The sequence below is a fragment of the Luteimonas sp. MC1782 genome, assembly GCF_014164605.1.
Lineage (GTDB): Bacteria > Pseudomonadota > Gammaproteobacteria > Xanthomonadales > Xanthomonadaceae > Luteimonas.
On record NZ_JACJFT010000001.1, the window covers coordinates 1,443,106 to 1,461,384 of the forward strand.

21 protein-coding genes are annotated in these 18,279 nt (G+C 70.7%); 15 read left to right on the forward strand and 6 right to left on the reverse strand.

Translation table 11 applies throughout. The features are described 5' to 3' along the window. Positions 1 to 8 precede the first annotated feature (8 nt). The 14 genes from H5368_RS06760 (at position 9) to mgtE (ending at position 11,438) form a co-directional block, all read left to right on the forward strand. Positions 9 to 557 carry an HAD-IIIA family hydrolase gene (locus tag H5368_RS06760; protein ID WP_182822630.1) on the forward strand — a complete coding sequence of 183 codons (549 nt, stop codon included), beginning with the start codon at positions 9 to 11 and terminating at the stop codon, positions 555 to 557. Next, positions 554 to 1,114, forward strand: a complete 561-nt coding sequence (gene lptC / locus H5368_RS06765) for an LPS export ABC transporter periplasmic protein LptC (protein WP_182822633.1) — start codon at positions 554 to 556, stop codon at positions 1,112 to 1,114. Before H5368_RS06760 ends, lptC begins: the two co-directional genes overlap by 4 nt. Beyond that, positions 1,095 to 1,616: a lipopolysaccharide transport periplasmic protein LptA gene (lptA, locus tag H5368_RS06770; RefSeq protein ID WP_223878013.1), complete on the forward strand. Its 522-nt coding sequence runs from the start codon at positions 1,095 to 1,097 to the stop codon at positions 1,614 to 1,616. The genes lptC and lptA overlap by 20 nt, the downstream gene beginning before the upstream one ends. Then, entirely contained in the window at positions 1,616 to 2,335 is a 720-nt protein-coding gene (lptB, locus tag H5368_RS06775) for an LPS export ABC transporter ATP-binding protein (RefSeq protein ID WP_182822637.1), read from the forward strand. The genes lptA and lptB overlap by 1 nt, the downstream gene beginning before the upstream one ends. A gap of 35 nt (positions 2,336 to 2,370) precedes the next feature. Further along, positions 2,371 to 3,819 (forward strand): RNA polymerase factor sigma-54, encoded by a 1,449-nt coding sequence (locus H5368_RS06780; protein ID WP_182822640.1) that lies wholly within the window; start codon positions 2,371 to 2,373, stop codon positions 3,817 to 3,819. A 107-nt stretch (positions 3,820 to 3,926) separates the two neighbouring features. Further along, positions 3,927 to 4,256 carry a ribosome-associated translation inhibitor RaiA gene (raiA, locus tag H5368_RS06785; protein ID WP_182822642.1) on the forward strand — a complete coding sequence of 110 codons (330 nt, stop codon included), beginning with the start codon at positions 3,927 to 3,929 and terminating at the stop codon, positions 4,254 to 4,256. A 26-nt stretch (positions 4,257 to 4,282) separates the two neighbouring features. Beyond that, on the forward strand, positions 4,283 to 4,750 hold the full coding sequence (locus tag H5368_RS06790) for a PTS sugar transporter subunit IIA (RefSeq protein ID WP_182822644.1): 468 nt from the start codon (positions 4,283 to 4,285) through the stop codon (positions 4,748 to 4,750). After that, a complete protein-coding gene (hprK, locus tag H5368_RS06795; RefSeq protein WP_182822646.1) occupies positions 4,747 to 5,703 on the forward strand; it encodes an HPr(Ser) kinase/phosphatase in 957 nt (318 codons plus the stop codon). The genes H5368_RS06790 and hprK overlap by 4 nt, the downstream gene beginning before the upstream one ends. Further along, positions 5,700 to 6,569: an RNase adapter RapZ gene (rapZ, locus tag H5368_RS06800; protein ID WP_182822648.1), complete on the forward strand. Its 870-nt coding sequence runs from the start codon at positions 5,700 to 5,702 to the stop codon at positions 6,567 to 6,569. Before hprK ends, rapZ begins: the two co-directional genes overlap by 4 nt. Before the next feature lie 67 nt (positions 6,570 to 6,636). Next, entirely contained in the window at positions 6,637 to 7,029 is a 393-nt protein-coding gene (locus H5368_RS06805; RefSeq protein WP_182822650.1) for a PTS sugar transporter subunit IIA, read from the forward strand. 12 nt (positions 7,030 to 7,041) lie between these two features. Beyond that, the gene (locus tag H5368_RS06810; RefSeq protein WP_182822652.1) at positions 7,042 to 7,311 is read left to right on the forward strand and encodes an HPr family phosphocarrier protein; all 270 of its coding nucleotides are present in this window, start codon (positions 7,042 to 7,044) and stop codon (positions 7,309 to 7,311) included. After that, positions 7,311 to 9,035 carry a phosphoenolpyruvate--protein phosphotransferase gene (ptsP, locus tag H5368_RS06815; RefSeq protein ID WP_182822654.1) on the forward strand — a complete coding sequence of 575 codons (1,725 nt, stop codon included), beginning with the start codon at positions 7,311 to 7,313 and terminating at the stop codon, positions 9,033 to 9,035. The genes H5368_RS06810 and ptsP overlap by 1 nt, the downstream gene beginning before the upstream one ends. Next, positions 9,032 to 9,970, forward strand: coding sequence for a 2OG-Fe(II) oxygenase (locus tag H5368_RS06820; RefSeq protein ID WP_182822656.1), 939 nt, complete (start codon positions 9,032 to 9,034; stop codon positions 9,968 to 9,970). The genes ptsP and H5368_RS06820 overlap by 4 nt, the downstream gene beginning before the upstream one ends. 106 nt (positions 9,971 to 10,076) lie before the next feature. Then, on the forward strand, positions 10,077 to 11,438 hold the full coding sequence (gene mgtE / locus H5368_RS06825) for a magnesium transporter (RefSeq protein WP_182822658.1): 1,362 nt from the start codon (positions 10,077 to 10,079) through the stop codon (positions 11,436 to 11,438). 13 nt (positions 11,439 to 11,451) lie between these two features. Here mgtE and H5368_RS06830 read toward each other — a convergent pair whose 3' ends face one another. The 3 genes from H5368_RS06830 to H5368_RS06840 are packed head-to-tail and all read right to left on the reverse strand — an operon-like array spanning position 11,452 to position 13,444. Continuing rightward, positions 11,452 to 12,384 carry an aspartate carbamoyltransferase catalytic subunit gene (locus H5368_RS06830; RefSeq protein ID WP_182823843.1) on the reverse strand — a complete coding sequence of 311 codons (933 nt, stop codon included), beginning with the start codon at positions 12,382 to 12,384 and terminating at the stop codon, positions 11,452 to 11,454. Between the two features lie 38 nt (positions 12,385 to 12,422). Then, positions 12,423 to 12,884, reverse strand: coding sequence for a Holliday junction resolvase RuvX (gene ruvX / locus H5368_RS06835; protein ID WP_182822660.1), 462 nt, complete (start codon positions 12,882 to 12,884; stop codon positions 12,423 to 12,425). Then, the gene (locus H5368_RS06840) at positions 12,884 to 13,444 is read right to left on the reverse strand and encodes a YqgE/AlgH family protein (RefSeq protein WP_182822662.1); all 561 of its coding nucleotides are present in this window, start codon (positions 13,442 to 13,444) and stop codon (positions 12,884 to 12,886) included. The genes ruvX and H5368_RS06840 overlap by 1 nt, the downstream gene beginning before the upstream one ends. 85 nt (positions 13,445 to 13,529) lie before the next feature. Between H5368_RS06840 and H5368_RS06845 the strand changes: the two genes are divergently transcribed. Next, the gene (locus tag H5368_RS06845) at positions 13,530 to 15,377 is read left to right on the forward strand and encodes a DUF4153 domain-containing protein (protein WP_220486506.1); all 1,848 of its coding nucleotides are present in this window, start codon (positions 13,530 to 13,532) and stop codon (positions 15,375 to 15,377) included. A gap of 39 nt (positions 15,378 to 15,416) precedes the next feature. Here H5368_RS06845 and H5368_RS06850 read toward each other — a convergent pair whose 3' ends face one another. From H5368_RS06850 to H5368_RS06860, 3 genes are all read right to left on the reverse strand, one after another. Further along, the gene (locus tag H5368_RS06850) at positions 15,417 to 15,878 is read right to left on the reverse strand and encodes a peptidylprolyl isomerase (RefSeq protein WP_182822664.1); all 462 of its coding nucleotides are present in this window, start codon (positions 15,876 to 15,878) and stop codon (positions 15,417 to 15,419) included. 525 nt (positions 15,879 to 16,403) lie between these two features. Further along, positions 16,404 to 17,030 (reverse strand): superoxide dismutase, encoded by a 627-nt coding sequence (locus tag H5368_RS06855; RefSeq protein WP_182822666.1) that lies wholly within the window; start codon positions 17,028 to 17,030, stop codon positions 16,404 to 16,406. 114 nt (positions 17,031 to 17,144) lie between these two features. Then, complete coding sequence (locus H5368_RS06860; protein ID WP_182822668.1) at positions 17,145 to 18,275, reverse strand: PilT/PilU family type 4a pilus ATPase; 1,131 nt, start codon at positions 18,273 to 18,275, stop codon at positions 17,145 to 17,147. Positions 18,276 to 18,279: the final 4 nt, after the last annotated feature.

The window sequence follows — 18,279 nt, forward strand, 5'->3', positions numbered from 1 at the left end:
CGCCGCCCATGCCTCCCGCGCCCCCCGCCAGTGTTTCCTCCGACGTGCTCGCCCGCGCCGCCCGCGTGCGCCTTGCGTGTTTCGACGTGGACGGCACGCTGACCGACGGTCGCCTGTACATCGGCGAAGACGGCCGCGAGAGCAAGGCCTTCCACGTGCACGACGGCATGGGCCTGTCGCTGCTGCGCCGCGCCGGCATCACTGTCGCCTTCGTCACCGCGCGCGACAGCCGCGCCGCCGAATACCGCGCGCGCGACCTCGGCGTCGACGTCCACGTGGGCGTGAAGGACAAGCGCGCCTGCATCGAAGCGATGCGCGAGCGGCTGGGGCTCACCGCCACCCAGGTGGCGTTCATGGGCGACGACCTGACCGATCTCGAGGTACTGGGCGCGGTCGGATTTGCCGCGGCGCCCGGCGACGCGCATCCGTCCATCCTCGGCCACGTCCACTGGCAGGCCACGCGGCGCGGCGGCGAAGGCGCGGCGCGCGAGTTCTGCGACCTCGTGCTGGCCGCGATCGGTGCCGGCGCTGCGGGCGCCGGCGGCATGCCGCAATGACCTGGCGCACGCCCGTCACCCTGCTGCTGCTGGTGGCGGCGCTGGTGAGTGGCTGGTCAGCCTGGCGCCAGCGCGCCGGCGACGCGCCGGCGTCCGCCACCAGCCAGCGGCCGGACTACGTGCTGCAGGATTTCGAACTGGTCTCGCTCGACAGCGACGGCAAGGAGGCGTTCACGCTGCGTGCGCCTTCGCTCAAGCGCGACCCGCGCGACGGCACCATGGCGCTCGCGTCGCCGGTCTTCCTGCTGCCCGAGCGCGACGGCCTGTACTGGGACCTGCGCGCGCGCACCGGATGGATCAGCGCGGACAGCGAAGAGATGCGCCTGCGCGGCGACGTGCTGGCGGTCACCGACCCCGCCGGTGCGCGCGACATGCGCATGGAGACCGAAGAACTCGATGTCTTCCCGGGCACGCGACGGGCCCGCTCCGCCGTTGCCGTGACCGTCAGCCAGCCCGGCACTACAATGCGCGGCACCGGTATGGAAGCCGACCTGGCCGGAAAGCGCCTCCAGCTCCTCACCAAGGTACAGACCCGCTATGTCCCCACGCGCCGCTAGCCTCCTGACGGTCCTCGCCCTTGCGTGCGCGGGCTCCGCGTGGGCCAGGTCCAGCGACCGCAACCAGCCGATGGACATCGACTCCAGCACCATGGCCTGTTCGGTGGAGGACACCGGCGGTCCCTGCGTGTTCACCGGCAACGTGCACATCGTGCAGGGCACGCTCGACATCCGCGCCAGCAAGGCCGACGTGCGCCGCGGCGGCGACGACATCGAGAAGGTCATCCTCACCGGTGCGCCGGTGCGGTTGAAGCAGCAGCTCGACAGTGGCGGCGCGATCGACGCCAGCGCCCAGAACGTCGATTACGACCTGCGCACCGAGACGGTGGTGTTCACCGGCAATGTCGAACTCGTGCAGCCGGGGCGCGGCACGATGAGCGGCGCGCGCATCACCTACAACATGCGGACCGGCCAGGTGCAGGGCGCAGGCAGCGCGGCCGGTGGCCAGATCCGCACGCGCATCCTGCCCAAGGGCGCGAAGCCCTCGCCGGGTGGCGGCTGATGCTGGTCGCGGAGGGCCTGCGCAAGCGCTACGGCCAGCGCGAGGTCGTGCGCGAATTCGGCCTCACCCTCGATGCCGGCGAAGTCGTCGGCCTGCTCGGCCCGAACGGCGCGGGCAAGACCACCTGCTTCTACATGATCGTCGGCCTGGTGCCGGCCGACGCCGGCCGCATCGTCCTCGACGGCCGCGACATCACCGGCGAGCCCATGCACCGTCGCGCCCGCCTCGGCGTCGGCTACCTGCCGCAGGAACCCTCGGTGTTCCGCAAGCTCAGCGTCGCCGACAACATCATGCTGGTGCTCGAGCTGCGCGACGACCTCGACCGGCAGGGCCGCGAGGCCGAGCTGGCCAAGCTGATGGACGAGCTCCAGGTCACCCATGTCGCCGGCCAGGCCGGCGCCAGCCTGTCGGGTGGCGAGCGCCGCCGCGTCGAGATCGCGCGCGCGCTGGCCGCCAAGCCGCGGCTGATGCTGCTCGACGAACCCTTCGCCGGCGTCGATCCGATCTCGGTGGGCGAGATCCAGCGCATCGTGCGCCACCTCAAGAACCGCGGCATCGGCGTGCTCATCACCGACCACAACGTGCGCGAGACCTTGGGCATTTGCGACCGCGCGTATATCCTCAGTGATGGTGGCGTGCTCGCGCAGGGGGCTCCGGACGCGCTGCTGGCAAATCCCGACGTGCGCCGGGTCTATCTGGGGGACGCGTTCCGCCTGTAGCCGTCGCGCGTCGCCCGCCATGAACCGGGGACGCCGTGAAGCCTCGCCTGCAGACATCGTTGGGACAACAGCTGGTGCTCACGCCCCAGCTCCGCCAGGCATTGCACCTGCTGCAGCTGGCGACGCCCGAGCTCGAGGCCGAGATCAACGCGGCCGTCGAAAGCAATCCGCTGCTCGACTGGGAGGAGCCCGCCGCCGGCGGCGATGGCGATGCCGATGGCGTCCACGGCGAGGCGCACGATGGCGCCGGCACCGACACCGCGGCGGCGCGCGATGACGACCGCGGCGACGACGCCTGGCAGGACGATGGCGACGGCGCGTGGTCCGGGAGCGGCGGCGGTGGCGGCAGTGACGACGGCGACGGCGATGGCGACGCCTCGGAGCGCATCGCCCAGTCCGAGACACTGCGCGACCACCTGTCCTGGCAACTCAACCTGAGCCACCTGTCGCCGCGCGAAGTCGCGATCGGCGAGGCGATCGTCGATGCCATCGATGATGACGGCTACCTGCGCGAGCCGCTGGCCGCGATCGCCGAGGGCCTCGCGCCCGAGCTTGACTGCAGCGAAACCGAGGTCGCCTGCGTGCTGGACAAGGTCCAGCGCATGGATCCCACCGGCGTGGGCGCACGCGACCTCGGCGAATGCCTGCTGCTGCAGCTGGCCGCCCTGCCCGCCGACACGCCCGGCCTGGCGGGCGCACGCCGCGCCGTGTCCACCCTGATCGACCGCCTGCCCCGCCTCGGCGTGTCCGGACTGGCGGAAGCGCTGGGATGCGACGGGGCGGAGGCCGACACCGTCCTGCACCTCATCCGCAGCCTGGATCCGCGCCCCGGCGCGCAGGTGGGCGGCATGCCGCAGGACACCTACGTGGTGCCCGACTGCAGCATCGTCCGCCGCAACGGCATGTGGCGCGTGGTGCTGGCCGGCGGCAGCCACTCGCGGCTGACCATCCACCGCGGCTACGAGCAGATGCTGCAGCACGCCGCCGGCGCCGATGCCGGCTACCTGCGCGGGCGGCTGCAGGAAGCGCGCTGGCTCCTGAAGAACATCGAGGCGCGTGGCGAGACCCTGCTCAAGGTGGTGCGCTGCCTGGTGCGCGAGCAGTCGGGTTTCCTCGAATTCGGCGCGCAGGCATTGCGCCCGCTCACCCTGCGCGAAGTGGCGGCGCAGATCGGCATGCACGAGTCCACGGTCTCGCGCGCGGTCTCGCGCAAGTACGTGCACACGCCGCGCGGCACCCTGCCGCTGCGCGCGTTCTTTGCGTCCGGCATCGACACCGGCTCCGGCGGCGAGGCGTCCAGCACCGCCATCCAGGACATGATCCGCAAGCTGGTGGATGCCGAGGACCCGCGCAAGCCCCTGTCCGACGCGCGCCTGGCGGCAAGCCTGAAGGACAGCGGCGTGCCGGTGGCCCGGCGTACCGTGGCCAAGTACCGCGAGGCGCTGCACATCGCGTCATCGCACGAGCGCGTGCGCATCTCCTGAACGGCGATGCAACCTTTCCGGCCTACCGGCCGTGGGTTAACCTGTCCATGACCATCGCGCCGTCGACATGCGCGATGCTGGGTTCCCACCGAACGAGGAGGTTGCCGATGCGTATCGAGACCCATGGCCAGCAGATGGATGTCACACCTGCCCTGCGCGAGTACGTGGAGACCAAGCTCGGGAGGCTCTCCAAGCTCTACGATCCGCCGCTGGAAATGCGCACCCAGTTGAGCATCGACAAGCCCGACCACCTCGCCGAGGTCACCGTTTCGGTGTCCGGCAAGATGCTCCACGCCGATGCCCGCGCGGTCGACATGTACGCCGCGATCGATCTCCTCGCCGACAAGCTCGACCGCATGCTGGTGAAGGAAAAGAAGAAGCTCATCGACCAGCACCGCCGTGGCGGCAATCCGCTGCGTGACGGCGAGGTCGGCTGACGCCGCCACAGGGAGGGCCCGGGGGGATGCCTTACACCGACCTGCTGGCCGCCGAGCGCATCGTGCTGCTGTCGGCGCCCGGCACCCGCGACCAGGTGCTTGAAGCCGCCGCGCGCCTGCTGTGCAGCGCCGATCCCGCGGCCAGCGAGGCGCTGGCCGCCGGCCTGCGCGGGCGCGAGGCGGTCGGCAGCACCGCGATCGGCCACGGGGTGGCCATCCCCCACTGCCGCAGCGGCGCACATGCGGCCAGCGCGGCGTTCCTGAAGCTCTCGCCACCCGTGGACTTCGGCGCGCCCGACGGCGCGCCCGTCGACCTGGTGTTCGCCATGGGTGTGCCGGGCGGCAATGCGCAGCAGCACCTCGATACCCTCTCCGAACTCGCCACCCGTTTCGCCGATGCCGGCTTCCGCGACGCGCTGCGCGCCGCGCCCGACCTGCCGGCGTTGCGTGGCCTGCTGCTGCGCGACGCCGTCGCCGGACCTGCCACGCCATGAATGCCGCGATCACCGCGCGTGAACTTTTTGAGCAGCTGCGCGAGCGGCTGGGCCTGCGCTGGCTGTCGGGCCAGGAAGGCGCGGTGCGGCAGCTGGAAACGGTGGACACCGTTGCGCGACGCCCGTCGCTTGCCGGCTACCTCAACATCATCTATCCCAACAAGGTGCAGATACTCGGCTCGGAGGAGCTCGCCTGGCTGGACGGGCTGGATTCGCGCATGCGCTGGGAGACGTTGCAGCGCATCCTGCAGTACCGGCCGCTGGCGCTGGTGGTGAGCAAGGACCAGTCCTGTCCGCAGGACCTGCGTGAAATGGCCGAGGAGTCCGCCACTCCGCTGTGGTCGTCGCCGCGCCGCGGGCACGAACTGCTGAACCTGCTGCAGTACCACTTGGCCGGTGCGCTCGCGCCGCAGGTCACGCTGCATGGCGTGTTCATGGAGATCTATTCGGTGGGCGTGCTGATCACGGGCGAGTCGGGCACCGGCAAGAGCGAGCTGGCGCTCGAGCTGGTCACCCGCGGCCATCGCCTGGTGGCCGACGATGCCCCGCAGTTCGCACAGATCGCGCCCGACGTGCTCGACGGCACCTGTCCCGAACTCCTGCAGGATCTGCTCGAACTGCGCGGCCTGGGCGTGCTCAACATCCGCGAGATGTTCGGCGACACCGCAGTCAAGCGGAACAAGTACCTGCGCCTGGTGGTGCACCTGGCGCGCCCGGAATCCACCGCCGAGGTCCGCGACCCCAGTGGCATGGTGCGCCTGACCGGCGACCTCGGCTTCCGCCGCGTGCTAGACCTCGATGTCCCCATGATCACCCTTCCCGTCATGCCCGGCCGCAACCTCGCGGTGCTCACCGAAGCGGCGACCCGCACCCACATGCTGCGCGCGAAGGGTGCCGACCCTGCGGTCGCCTTCCTCGCACGCCATTCCAGGTTCCTCGAGGGTTCGTCGTGAGCGATGCCGGCCACTCCCTGCTGATCGTCAGCGGCATGTCGGGCAGCGGCAAGACGGTCGCGCTCAACACGTTCGAAGACATCGATTTCTACTGCGTCGACAACCTCCCGGCCGAACTGCTGCCCGATTTCGTGCGCAGCGCCACGCATCCCGAGCGCGCCTCGCAGAAGCTCGCGGTGGGCATCGACGTGCGCAGCCGCGGCGACCTCGCCAACCTCCCGGAGTGGCTGTCGGCGGTCGGCGCGATGGGCCTCGATCCCAGGCTGGTGTTCTTCGATACCCGCAACGACGTGCTGCTCAAGCGCTACTCCGACACGCGCCGCCGCCACCCGCTGACCCGCCTGGGGCTGGCGCTGAACGACGCGATCTCGCTCGAGCGCCAGGTGCTCAAGCCGCTGCGCACGCAGGCCGACGTGATCATCGACACCAGCGAGCTCAACGTGCACCAGCTGCGCCGGCGCGTGCTCACCGAGCTCGGGCTTGCGATGGATTCATCGCTGTCGCTGCTGTTCGAGTCCTTCGCCTACCGCCACGGCGTGCCGCAGGACGCGGATTTCGTGTTCGACGCGCGCGCCCTGCCCAACCCGCACTGGGACGCGCGGCTGCGGCCGCTGTCCGGGCGCGACGACGGCGTGCGCGAGTACCTGGAGGCGCAGCCTGACGTGCTGGAGTACCGCAAGCACGTCTCCGACTTCCTCGACATCTGGCTGCCGCGCATGCGTTCGTCGACGCGCAGCTACGTCACCATCGCGTTCGGCTGCACCGGGGGCCGCCACCGCTCGGTCTACCTCGCCGAGGCGATGGCCGCGCACGCGCGCGCGCAGGGCTGGCACGAGGTCGCCACCCACCACCGCGAGCTCGATTGAGCCTTCCGGCCATCGATCGGCGCGCCGGCGCTTCCTGACGGTCATCCGCCTCTGCTAATTTGTGCCGATGACAGTCGGCATCCTCCTGGTCACCCACGAAGGCATCGGTACCGCGCTCGCCGCGGTGGCGACCACCCTGTTGCGCACGCTGCCATTGCGCGTCGAGGTCTTCGAGGTGCCGTTCGAGGGCGATCCGGATGCGCTGCTGCCACAGGCGAGCGCGGCCCTGCGCCGGGCGGACGGCGGCGACGGCGTGCTGGTGCTGACCGACCTGTATGGCGCCACGCCAAGCAACCTCGCCGCGCGCCTGGCGCGCCTGGGTACGCCGGTGCGGCGCATCTCCGCGCTCAGCCTGCCCATGCTGCTGCGCGTCCTCAACTATCCCGAGCTCCCGCTCGACGACCTGCCCGCGGTGGCCGCCGCCGGCGCGCGCAATGGAGTGCTCCACGATGACGCATGAGGCAAGGTAGCCATGATCGAGCGCGAACTGCTGGTTTCCAACAAGCTCGGGCTGCACGCCCGCGCCACCGCCAAGCTGGTGCAGGCGCTGTCGGGCTACGCCTGCAACGTCACCCTCACGGCGAAGGGCCGCGAGGTGAACGCCAAGAGCATCATGGGCGTGATGCTGCTGGCCGCCGGGCCCGGCACCGCCGTGCTGCTGCGCACCGATGGCGTTGACGAGGAGGCGGCGGCGGACGACGTCGCCGCCCTGTTCGAGCGGCGCTTCGACGAGGACAGCTGATGCGCAGGGAGTTGCCCGGCCACGGCGCATCGCGGGGCAATGCCCTCGGGCGCGCCCGGGTGCGCCAGCCGCATGCGCTGGTGGTCGCTGAGGAGCACATCGGCGTCGCCGACGTGCCCGGCGAGCTCGCGCGCCTGCACCAGGCGCTGGATGCCGTGCGCGAGGAGCTGCGCATGATGCGCTCGCGGCTGCACGGCGCGCTGGCCCAGGAGGTGGGCGAGTTCCTCGACCTGCACGCCCTGCTGCTTGACGACCCCGAACTCCTGCAAGGCCTCGACGACCTGATCGCCAAGGGACTGTACGGCGCCGACTATGCCCTGCGCCTGCAGCGCGACCGCCTGGCCGCGGTGTTCGAGGGCATGGACGATCCCTATTTCCGCAGCCGCATCGAGGACATCGACCACGTCATCCGCCGCGTGCACGCCGTGCTGCACCAGCACGACGCCACCGTCGATGGCGTGGCCGGCGAGATCCTGGTCAGCGACGCGCTCGCGCCGTCGGAAGTGGCGCGGCTGCAGTCGCAGGGCGTGCTGGGCATCGTCACCTCGGGCGGCAGCACGCTGTCGCACAGCGCCATCCTCGCCCGCAGCCTGCACCTGCCGCTGGTGGTCGGCGCGGCGCACGCGCTTGGCCAGGTGAACGACGGCGACGTGCTGCTGATCGACGGCAGCACCGGGCTGGTCATCGTGGACCCGGATGGCGACGACCTGCTCGCGCACCGCGCCCGCGTGCGCGAGGGCCAGCGCGAGCGCCGCCAGCTGCACCGCCTGCGCCGCGAGCCCACGCGCACCCGCGACGGAATGGACGTGCGCCTGTTCGCCAACGCCGAATCGCGCGAGGACGTGGCCGAGGCGCATGCGCTCGGCGCGGCCGGCGTGGGCCTTTACCGCACCGAGTTCCTGTTCCTGCAGCGCAACGAACTTCCCGACGAGGACGAGCAGTTCCTCGCTTACCGCGACCTCGTGCTCGGCATGACCGGGCGCATGGTCACCATCCGCACGCTCGATGTCGGCGCCGACAAGGCCGACCGCAGCGGACTCGCCTTGATCAACGAGCCCAACCCGGCCATGGGCGTGCGCGGCGTGCGCCTGGCCCTGCGCCGGCCCGATGTGATGGAGACGCAGCTGCGCGCGATCCTGCGCGCATCCGCCTACGGCCCGCTGCGCATCCTGGTGCCGATGGTGACGTGCCGCGAGGAGGTGATCGCGGTGCGCCGCGCGGTACGCCAGGCAACGCTGCGGCTGCGACGCGAAGGCCATGTGGTGGCCGAGAACATCGCGCTCGGCGCGATGATCGAGGTCCCGGCCGCGGCGCTCGCGCTGCCGTCGCTGATCGACAAGCTGGACTTCATCTCCATCGGCACCAACGACCTGGTGCAGTACCTGCTTGCCGCCGACCGCGGCAATGACGCACTCGACGCGCTGCACAGTCCGCTGCACCCCGCGGTGCTGCAGCTGCTGCAGGCGGTGATCGCCACCGCGCGCGCGCACGACACACCGGTGGCGGTGTGCGGGGAGATGGCGGGCGATGCGATGTTCACCCCGCTGCTGCTCGCCCTCGGGCTCGAGGAGTTCAGCCTGCATCCGGGCACGCTGCTCGAAGTCCGCCGCGCGGTGCGCGCGCATCACCTCGGCGAACTGCTGCAGCGCGCGCCGGCGCTGCTGCGCGCCCGCAACCGCGCCGGCATCGCCCGCTGGCTGCGGCAGTGCGAGGCCGGCACGTGAGCGACGCGTCCGCGCTCCCGCTCGTTGCGCCCGGCGTCGCCGCCGCGGCGGATGCGGTGCGCGCGCGCTTCACCTCGGCGCGGCCGTTCGCCCATTGCGTGATCGATGGCTTCTTCGACGACGCGTTCGCCAACGCGCTGCTGCGCGAGTTTCCCGCCTTCGCGCGCGGTGACCACCGCAACGAGCACGGCGAGGCGGGCGGCAAGTCCGTGGTCGAACGCATCCGCGGGCTGGGCGACGCCTGGCGCGCGCTGGACGACTGCGTGCAGTCGCCCGCGTTCCTGGACCTGGTCGGCCGCATGACCGGCATCCCCGGCCTGCTGTACGACCGCGACTACTTCGGCGGCGGCAGCCACGACAACCGCGACCGCCAGAGCCTCGACGTCCACGTCGACTTCAACCACCACCCCGCGACCGGCTGGCACCGGCGGCTCAACCTCATCGTCTACCTCAACCACGCGTGGCAGGCCGACTGGGGTGGCGCGCTTGAACTGCACCGCGATCCGCGCGATCCGGCTAACAACGAGGTCGCGTCGGTGCTGCCGCTGTTCAACCGTTGCGTGATCTTCGAGACCACCGAACATAGCTGGCACGGCTTCCCCGAAATCCACCTGCCCGCCGGTCGCTCCGACCTGTCGCGGAAATCGGTGGCGCTGTACTTCTATACCCGCGAACGCCATGCCGACCAAACCGCGCCGCGGCATTCCACGGTCTACGTGGACCGGCCACTGCCGGCGCACCTGCAGCCGGGCCACGTGCTCGATGCCGATGACGTCGCCGCGCTGCATGAACTCCTCGCGCGGCGCGACCAGCACAACCTGCGCCTGTACCGCGAACTCGAGGGCCTGCAGGCCAGGCTGGACCAGTCCACCATCGGGCGGCTGGCGGGGCTGGCACGGCGCGCGGCCGGTCGTTTGCGCCACACGCGCGGATAACGCGCACACGGCGGTGGGCAACAGCGGTTCATGCGGGCGATAATGCGCGCATGAACGCCTGATCCTGTCGCGCATCACGTCGCGCGACGCTCCCCGGAAGCCCGCCATGGCCGAAGCCGTCCGCCACGACAAGACCGCGCGCCAGCTGCGCCTGCTGTCGGACGCCATCGACAGCGGCCGCCTGGGCCCGGTGCGGCGGCTGGTCAACACGCTGGCCCCGGCCGAGATCGGCAACCTCCTCGAATCCCTGCCACCCGGCCGCCGCATGGTGGTCTGGGGCCTGGTCGATCCCGAGGACGACGGCGAGGTGCTGGTGCACGTGGGCGACGAGGTGCGCGAAAGCCTGCTCGCCGACATGGACACCGACGAGATCGTGGCCGCGGTCGAAGACCTCGACATCGACGACCTCGCAGACTTGGTGGGCGACCTGCCCGCCACGGTCATCGAGGAAGTCCTCAAGTCGATGGACCGCGAGAACCGCGAGCGCCTGGAGCAGGTGCTGTCGTATCCCGAGGACACCGCCGGCCGGCTGATGAATCCGGATGTGGTCACGGTGCGCGCCGACACCACGGTGGATGTGGTGCTGCGTTTCCTGCGCCTGCGCGGCGAACTGCCCGAGCACACCGACCACCTCTACGTGGTCAACCGCCGCCACCAGCTGATCGGCTGGGTGGCGCTGCAGGACCTGGTGACGCACGAGCCGGCGAGCCCGATCAACCGCCTGATCGACGACGAACTGACCGCGATCCACGTCGACGCGTCGGCCGAGTCGGTGGCGCGCCAGTTTTCCGACCACGACTGGGTCTCGGCGCCGGTGGTCGACGAGGGCAACGTGCTGCTCGGCCGCATCACCATCGACGACGTGGTCGACATCATCCGCGAGCAGGCGGAGCACCAGGCGCTCGGCGCCGCCGGCCTGGACGAGGACGAGGACCTGTTCTCGCCGGTGCGGCGCGCGGTGCGCGGGCGCATCGTGTGGCTCACGGTCAACCTGGCCACCGCGTTCCTCGCCGCCTGGGTGATCGGGCGCTTCGAGGGCACCATCGAGCGGATCGTGGCGCTGGCGGTGCTGATGCCCATCGTCGCCGGCATCGGCGGCAACGCCGCCATGCAGGTGCTCACGCTGATCGTGCGCGGCCTGGCGCTTGGCCAGGTGGGCGCCAGCAACGCGCGCGTGCTGCTGTGGAAGGAGCTGCGCGTGGCACTGATCAACGGCCTGCTGATCGGCTCGTTCGTGGGACTGGTGGCGTTCGCGTGGTTCCACGACTGGCTGCTCGGCGTGGTCATCGCGGTCGCGCTGGTCATCAACTTCTGCGCCGCGGCATTGGCCGGCGTGCTGGTCCCGCTGGCCATGAAGCGCGCCAACATCGACCCGGCGGTCGCCGGTGGCGTGGTGGTCACCGCGGTCACCGACGTGATGGGATTCTTCAGCTTCCTCGGCCTGGCGACGGTGATCCTGCTGCGCTGAGGCGCGGCTCCGCTCAGGCGAGCAGCGCTTCCAGCACCGCCATGCGCACGGCGACGCCGTTGGACACCTGGCGCAGGATCAGCGACTGCGCGCCATCGGCGACGGCGTCGTCGATCTCCACGCCGCGGTTCATGGGTCCTGGATGCAGCACCACGGCATCCGGCGCGGCGCGCAGCAGGCGTGCGTGGGTCAGGCCGAAGTCGCGGTGGTAGACCTCCAGCGACGGCACCAGGCCCTCCACCATGCGTTCGCGCTGCAGGCGCAGCATCATCACCGCGTCCACGCCGTCGAGCGCCGCGTCGAAGTCATCTCCGACCATGCAACCGGCAAGCGTGTCGTCATCGGGCAGCAACGCGCGCGGGCCGCAGGCACGGATCTCGCCGATGCCCAGCGTGCGCAGCGCGTGCAAATCGGAGCGCGCGACGCGCGAGTGCCTGATGTCGCCGACGATCGCCACCTTGAGCCGCGCGAAGTCGGCGCCCTTGGCCTGGCGCAGGGTCAGCATGTCGAGCAGGCCCTGGGTGGGATGCGCGCTGCGGCCATCGCCGGCGTTGACCACCGCGGTGCCGGGCTGCGCGGCGGTTGCCAGCGCGGCCGCGGCACCATCGGCGTGGTGGCGCACGATGAAGCCGCGCACGCCCATCGCCTCGATGTTGCGCAGCGTGTCGAGCGCGGTCTCGCCCTTGCTGGTCGACGAGGTGGAGGCGTCGAAATCGAGCACGTCGGCGGCCAGGCGCTGCGCGGCGCGCTGGAACGACAGCCGCGTGCGCGTGGACGGCTCGAAGAACAGCGTGCACACCGCGCTCCCGGCAAGCGCGCGCGGATCCGCCGCGCCCTGGCCGTCGACGAACGCCTGGGCACGATCCAGCAGTGCCACCAGCGTCGCGCGCGGCAGCCCTTCAAGGGTCAGCAGGTGGCGCAGGCGGCCATCGTCGTGCGTCTGCATCGGCAGTGCGCGCGTCGTGGCCGGCTGCGGCGAGCCGGTCATGGCGTCACCGCCACCGCGTCCTGCGGCGCCGCCAGCCAGCGTTCGATGATCACCGCGGCGGCCACCGCATCCAGCGCCGCGGCATCGCGCCGGCGCCGGCGGCCTTCGGCGCGGTCGAGCGCGAAGCGTTGCGCCGCCTCGATCGAGCTCGAGCGTTCGTCGACCAGCACCACCGGGATTCCGTAGCGCACCGCCAGCGCGCGCGCGAACGCATGTGCGCGCGCACGGATCGGCTGGTCGCCGCCCTCGAGGGTCAGGGGATCGCCGACCACGCAGCCATCGGGCCCCCATTCCTTCCTGATCCGGTCGATCGCCGACCAGTCGACCGCGTCGCCATGCACGTCCACCACTTCCAGCGCGCGTGCGCCGTGGCCGAATGCGCTGCCCACGGCCACCCCGATGCGGCGCGAGCCGACGTCGAAGCCGAGTACGGTGCCGTCGCTGCGGATCGTGCCCATCAGGCGTGACCGGCGTAGTCCGCCATGCGCGCCATGTCGACGCCGATGCGGCCCGCGGCGGCCTGCCAGCGCGACTCCAGCGGCTCTTCGAACAGCAGCGCGGCATCGGCGGGCACGGTCAGCCAGCTGTTTTCAGTGAGCTCGTGCTCCAGCTGCCCGGCGCCCCAGCCCGCGCAGCCCAGGGCCATCGCCACGTTTGCCGGGCCTTCGCCGACGGCCATCGCCTCGAGCACGTCGCGCGAAGTGGTGACGAACAGGCCGTCCGCGATCGCGAGGCTGGAATCCCAGCCACGGTCGCCGTCGTGCACGACGAATCCGCGCTCGGGATGCACCGGGCCACCGGCAAGCACCGGAACCGCGCACAGCGCCTCGTCGGCGCAGGCGATGCCCATCTGCGAGAACACGTCGCCCAGCGCGTAGTCCGACACGCGGTTGACCACGATCCCCATCGCACCCTGGGCGTCGTGCTGGCACACCAGCGCGACGCTGCGCGCGAAATGCGGATCGGACAACGCGGGCAGCGCGACCAGCAGCTGGTTGGCGAGCGGGGACATGGTCATGCCGCCATTCTAGCCAGTGGCGGGCGCGCCCGCCCCAGCCGCGCAGGCATACTCGCCGGGCCCGACGACCGCAGGATGCAAGCCGATGACCGTGGACACCCCGCTGCCCAGGAACGAGCGCGCGTTCATCGTGCTGCTGGCCGTGCTGCAGGGCGGCCTGATGTACCTGGCGCAGAAGGGCGACGCCGCCGGCTGGTGGCCGTTCAACGCCCTCGGCGGGCGTGTCTGCTGGTACACGCTGGTGCTCGCCGTGCCGACCGTGATGGCGCTCAGCGTGCGGCGCCTGCGCGACGCGCGGTTCTGGCAGCACGCGGTCGCGACCCTGCTGGTGGTCGCCGCGCTGGCCACCTGGGCCGCCTGGAACGCCACCGGGGGGCCCGGCATCCGCGCCTCCGAGGTGCTGGGGCCGTTCGGCGTGTCCCTGGCCATCGGCCTGTTCGTGATCCTCCCCTGGCTGCAGTGCCGGCTGGTGGACGGCCACTGGCGCGCGGCCTACCCGGCGCTGGTCGAACACGCCTGGCAGAACGCGCTGACCCTTGCGCTGGCCGCGCTGTTCAGCGCCATCTGCTGGGCGGTGCTGTACCTGTGGGCGGCGCTGTTCGCGCTGGTCAAGATCACGTTCTTCCGCGAACTGTTCCGCGAGGACGCGTTCGTCTATCTCGCCACCGGTGCCATGGCCGGTCTCGGCGTGCTGATCGGCCGCACCCAGGCGCGGGCGGTGCAGGTAGCGCGGCAGGTGCTGTTCGCGATCTTCACCGGCCTGCTGCCGCTGCTCGCGTTCATCGCCGTGCTGTTCGTGGTGAGCCTGCCGTTCACCGGGCTGGCGCCGCTGTGGGAGCGGGCGTCGGCGGCAACGATCCTGGTCAGCGTGGTCGCGCTGCTGGTAGTGTTCACCAATGCCGTGTTCCAGGACGGCGAGGGCACGCCGCCCTACCCGGCCTGGCTGCGCCGCGTGGTCGACGCCGGCCTGCTGGTGCTGCCGCTGTACGCCGTGCTCGCGCTCTACGCCCTGTGGCTGCGCATCGCGCAACACGGCTGGACCAGCGCGCGCGTGTGGGCGGTGCTGCTGGTGGCCGTGGTGGCGGCGCATGCGTTCGGCTACGCGTTCGCCGCGCTGCGCGGGCGCGGCCACTGGCTCGGGCCGGTGCGCGGCGTGAACCGGGTGATGTCCTGGGTGGTGGTGGCGCTGGTGGTGCTGGCGAATTCGCCGGTGATCGACGGCCAGCGCATCGGCGTGGCCAGCCAGATGCAGCGCCTGGCCGATGGGCGCACCGCGCCCGACGACTTCGACCTGGCCTGGCTGCGGTACGACAGCGGGCGTCGCGGCTACACGGCCGCGGTGTCGCTGCGCGACGAACCGGCGTTCAACGACGACCCCGCGCGCCTCGCCGAGCTGGAGCGGGTGCTGGCCCGGCCATCACGCTGGGGCGGGTTCGAGCCGGGCGACGACAACCGCAAGCGCGACGCCGAGGCGCTCCGCGCAGACCTGCAACTGGCGGGCAGCGCCGTGGCACCCGACGACGGCTGGTGGCAGGCCTTGGCCGCTGGACGCCTCGGCGCCGGGGACTGCCTGCGCGAGGGCTCGGACTGCATCCTGCTCACCCCGGACCTGGACGGCGACGGCACGCGCGAAACCCTGCTATGCGTGATGCGCGAGGACATGGGCGGCGATTGCACGCACGCCACGACCGGTGCCGATGGCGCCTGGCGCGTGACCGGCAGCCTGGGCCTGTGGCAGCAAGCCGATGGCGGGCGCGCCGGCCGCCGCCAGCTGCGCGCCGACCTCCTCGCCGGGCGCATCGCCCCCCAGCCGCGGCGCTGGCCGGACGTGCGCATCGGTGATGGCCCGGTGCGCGAATTCCACGACAACAGGGGCGAGGCGACGGTCGAGGCCGACGCCCGCCCAGGGGCGTGCACCGACTGCGGTCCCTGAGCGTTCGCTGCCGCTCGGGGCCGCCCGGGCGCGCTTATCTCAGCCGAGGCCGAATTGCACCTCGTCCGGGGTCGGCACGCGCACCGAAAGCACTTCGACTTCGGCGCGGAACGCACGTCCGGCCAGCGGGTGGTTGCCGTCGACGGTGATGCCGTCAGCGGTCACCGCGGTCACCACCACTTCGAGCGGTCCGCTGGCGGTGGTGGTCTCGAGCTTGTCGCCGACCGTGGGCTCCGACGGGGCGCGCCACATCGCGCGCGGCAGGGTCTGCACCAGCGCGTCATGGCGTTGGCCGAAACCGTCCTCCGGCGCCACCACCACCTCGAACCGGTCGCCGGCCTTGCGTCCTTCCAGCGCCTGTTCGAGCCCGCGCGCGATGCCGCCGCTGCCATGCATGTAGGTCAGCGGCTCGTGGCCGCGCGTGCTGGTGATCGCCTGGCCGCTGGCCGCGTCGGTCAGCGTGAAGTGCACGGTGGCAATGCGGCGGTCTGCGATATCCATCGTCGGCGCGGTCCTCGAGGGGTGTCGCCGCAATCCTCGCCAGCGCGGCTCCACGACGCAACCCCGGGTGTGCCCGGGCGTCATCAGCACGTGTCCTGATTCTCCTCACATTGGAGGAAAAGCGCGGCGCTGATATGGGCGCCGGGTACCAATGCCCTTGAGGACTCATGTCCCCCGGCGATGGCCTGCGGCCATCGCCTCCTCCTTGACTTCGCCCTCAAGGGCATTGGCACCCGGTCCGCCGCCGCGCGCGGTGGGGGGAGGAGCAAAGCCACAGCCCGCGATCCCGTGCGTGTGCTCTCCCGAACCAGCGACGCGCGAAGAGCACCAGAGTGGCCGTGAGGCCTTCGCGGGGAAGTAAAGGAGGAGGTATCCGCCGCAAGGCGGATGCCGGGGGACATGAGCCGCGAAGGCCTCACGGCCACCACGGGGCCCTCGAGGTCAAACAAGAAAAACCCCGCATTGCTGCGGGGTCTGTCGGTTCGGAGCCACTATCCCCGGCACTGCCGGGGAAGCGCGCGCCGCTCAGCCCGCGATGGCTTCCTGGTACCGGCGTTCGACTTCGTTCCAGTCGACCACGTTGTAGAACGCGCCGATGTAGTCCGGGCGGCGGTTCTGGTACTTCAGGTAGTACGCGTGTTCCCACACATCCAGGCCGAGGATCGGGGTGTTGCCCGAACCGATGCCCTTCATGAGCGGGCTGTCCTGGTTGGCGCTGCTTTCCACCAGCAGCTTGCCGGCCTTGTCGGTGGACAGCCACGCCCAGCCGCTGCCGAAGCGCGTCAGCGCCGCCTTGGTGAAGGCTTCCTTGAACGCGTCGAAGCCACCGAGGTCGCTGTCGATGCGCTTGGCCACCTCGCCTACCGGGTTGCCGCCACCCTCATGCGACATCACCGTCCAGAACAGCGAGTGGTTGGCGTGGCCACCGGCGTTGTTGCGCAGCGGCACGCGCTTGTCCTCGGGCAGCTTGTCGAGGTTGGCGATGATCTCCTCGGCACTCTTGTCGGCCCACTCGGTGCCCTCGAGCGCGGCGTTGGCGTTGTTGATGTAGGTCTGGTGATGCTTGGTGTGGTGGATTTCCATCGTCTGCGCGTCGATGTGCGGCTCGAGCGCGTCGTAGGCGTAGGGCAACTTCGGCAGGGTGAAAGCCATGGGGATCTCCGGGTGTTGGAACGGCCGGTCATTGTCGCCGGTGGAAGGTAAAAAGGGCGCAAACGTGAAGGGCGCCACCAGGCGCCCTTCGCGGAACACGTGAAATGCAGCGTTTCAACGCACCTCGGCGACCTCGACTCCGTCCAGCCCCTGCGACAACGTGCGCGCATCGCCACCCTGCGCCAGCTTGATGCGCAGGCGCACTTCGTTGGCGGAGTCGGCGTAGCGCAGCGCGTCCTCGTAGGAGATCTCGCCGGCCTGGTACAGCTCGAACAGCGCTTGGTCGAAGGTCTTCATGCCGAGGTTGGTCGACTCCTTCATCACTTCCTTGAGCTTGTGGATCTCGCCGTCGCGGATGTAGTCCTGCACCAGCGGCGTGCCGAGCATGATTTCCATCGCCACGCGGCGGCCCTTGCCGTCCGGCGTCGGGATCAGCTGCTGCGCCACCACGCCCTTGAGATTGAGCGACAGGTCCATCAGCAGCTGGCCGCGACGGTCCTCGGGGAAGAAGTTGATGATGCGGTCCATCGCCTGGTTGGCGTTGTTGGCGTGCAGCGTGCACAGCACCAGGTGGCCGGTCTCGGCGAAGGAGATCGCGTGGTCCATGCCCTCGCGGGTGCGCACCTCGCCGATCATGATCACGTCGGGCGCCTGGCGCAGGGTGTTCTTGAGCGCGTTCTCCCAGCTGTCGGTGTCGATGCCGACCTCGCGCTGGGTGATGATGCAACCCTCGTGCTTGTGCACGAATTCGATCGGGTCCTCGATGGTGATGATGTGCCCGGTGGAGTTCTGGTTGCGGTAGCCGATCATCGCCGCCAGCGACGTCGACTTGCCGGTGCCGGTGGCGCCCACGAACAGGATGATGCCGCGCTTGGTCATCGCCAGGGTCTTGATGATCGGCGGGAGGTTGAGCTCCTCGACGGTCGGGATCCTGGTCTCGATGCGGCGCAGCACCATGCCGACCTGGTTGCGCTGGTAGAAGCACGACACGCGGAAGCGGCCGACGCCGGACACACCGATGGCGAAGTTGCATTCGTGCGTGCGCTCGAACTCCTCGCGCTGCGGCGGCGACATGACGTTGAGCACCAGGTCGCGCGCCTGCTGCGGCGTGAGCGGGTTCTGGGTGATGGGCGAGATCTTGCCGTGGACCTTCATCGACGGCGGCATGCCGGCAGTGATGAACAGGTCCGAGGCCTTCTGGTGGGCCATCAGCTTGAGGAACGAGGTGAAATCGATGGCGCTCATGTGG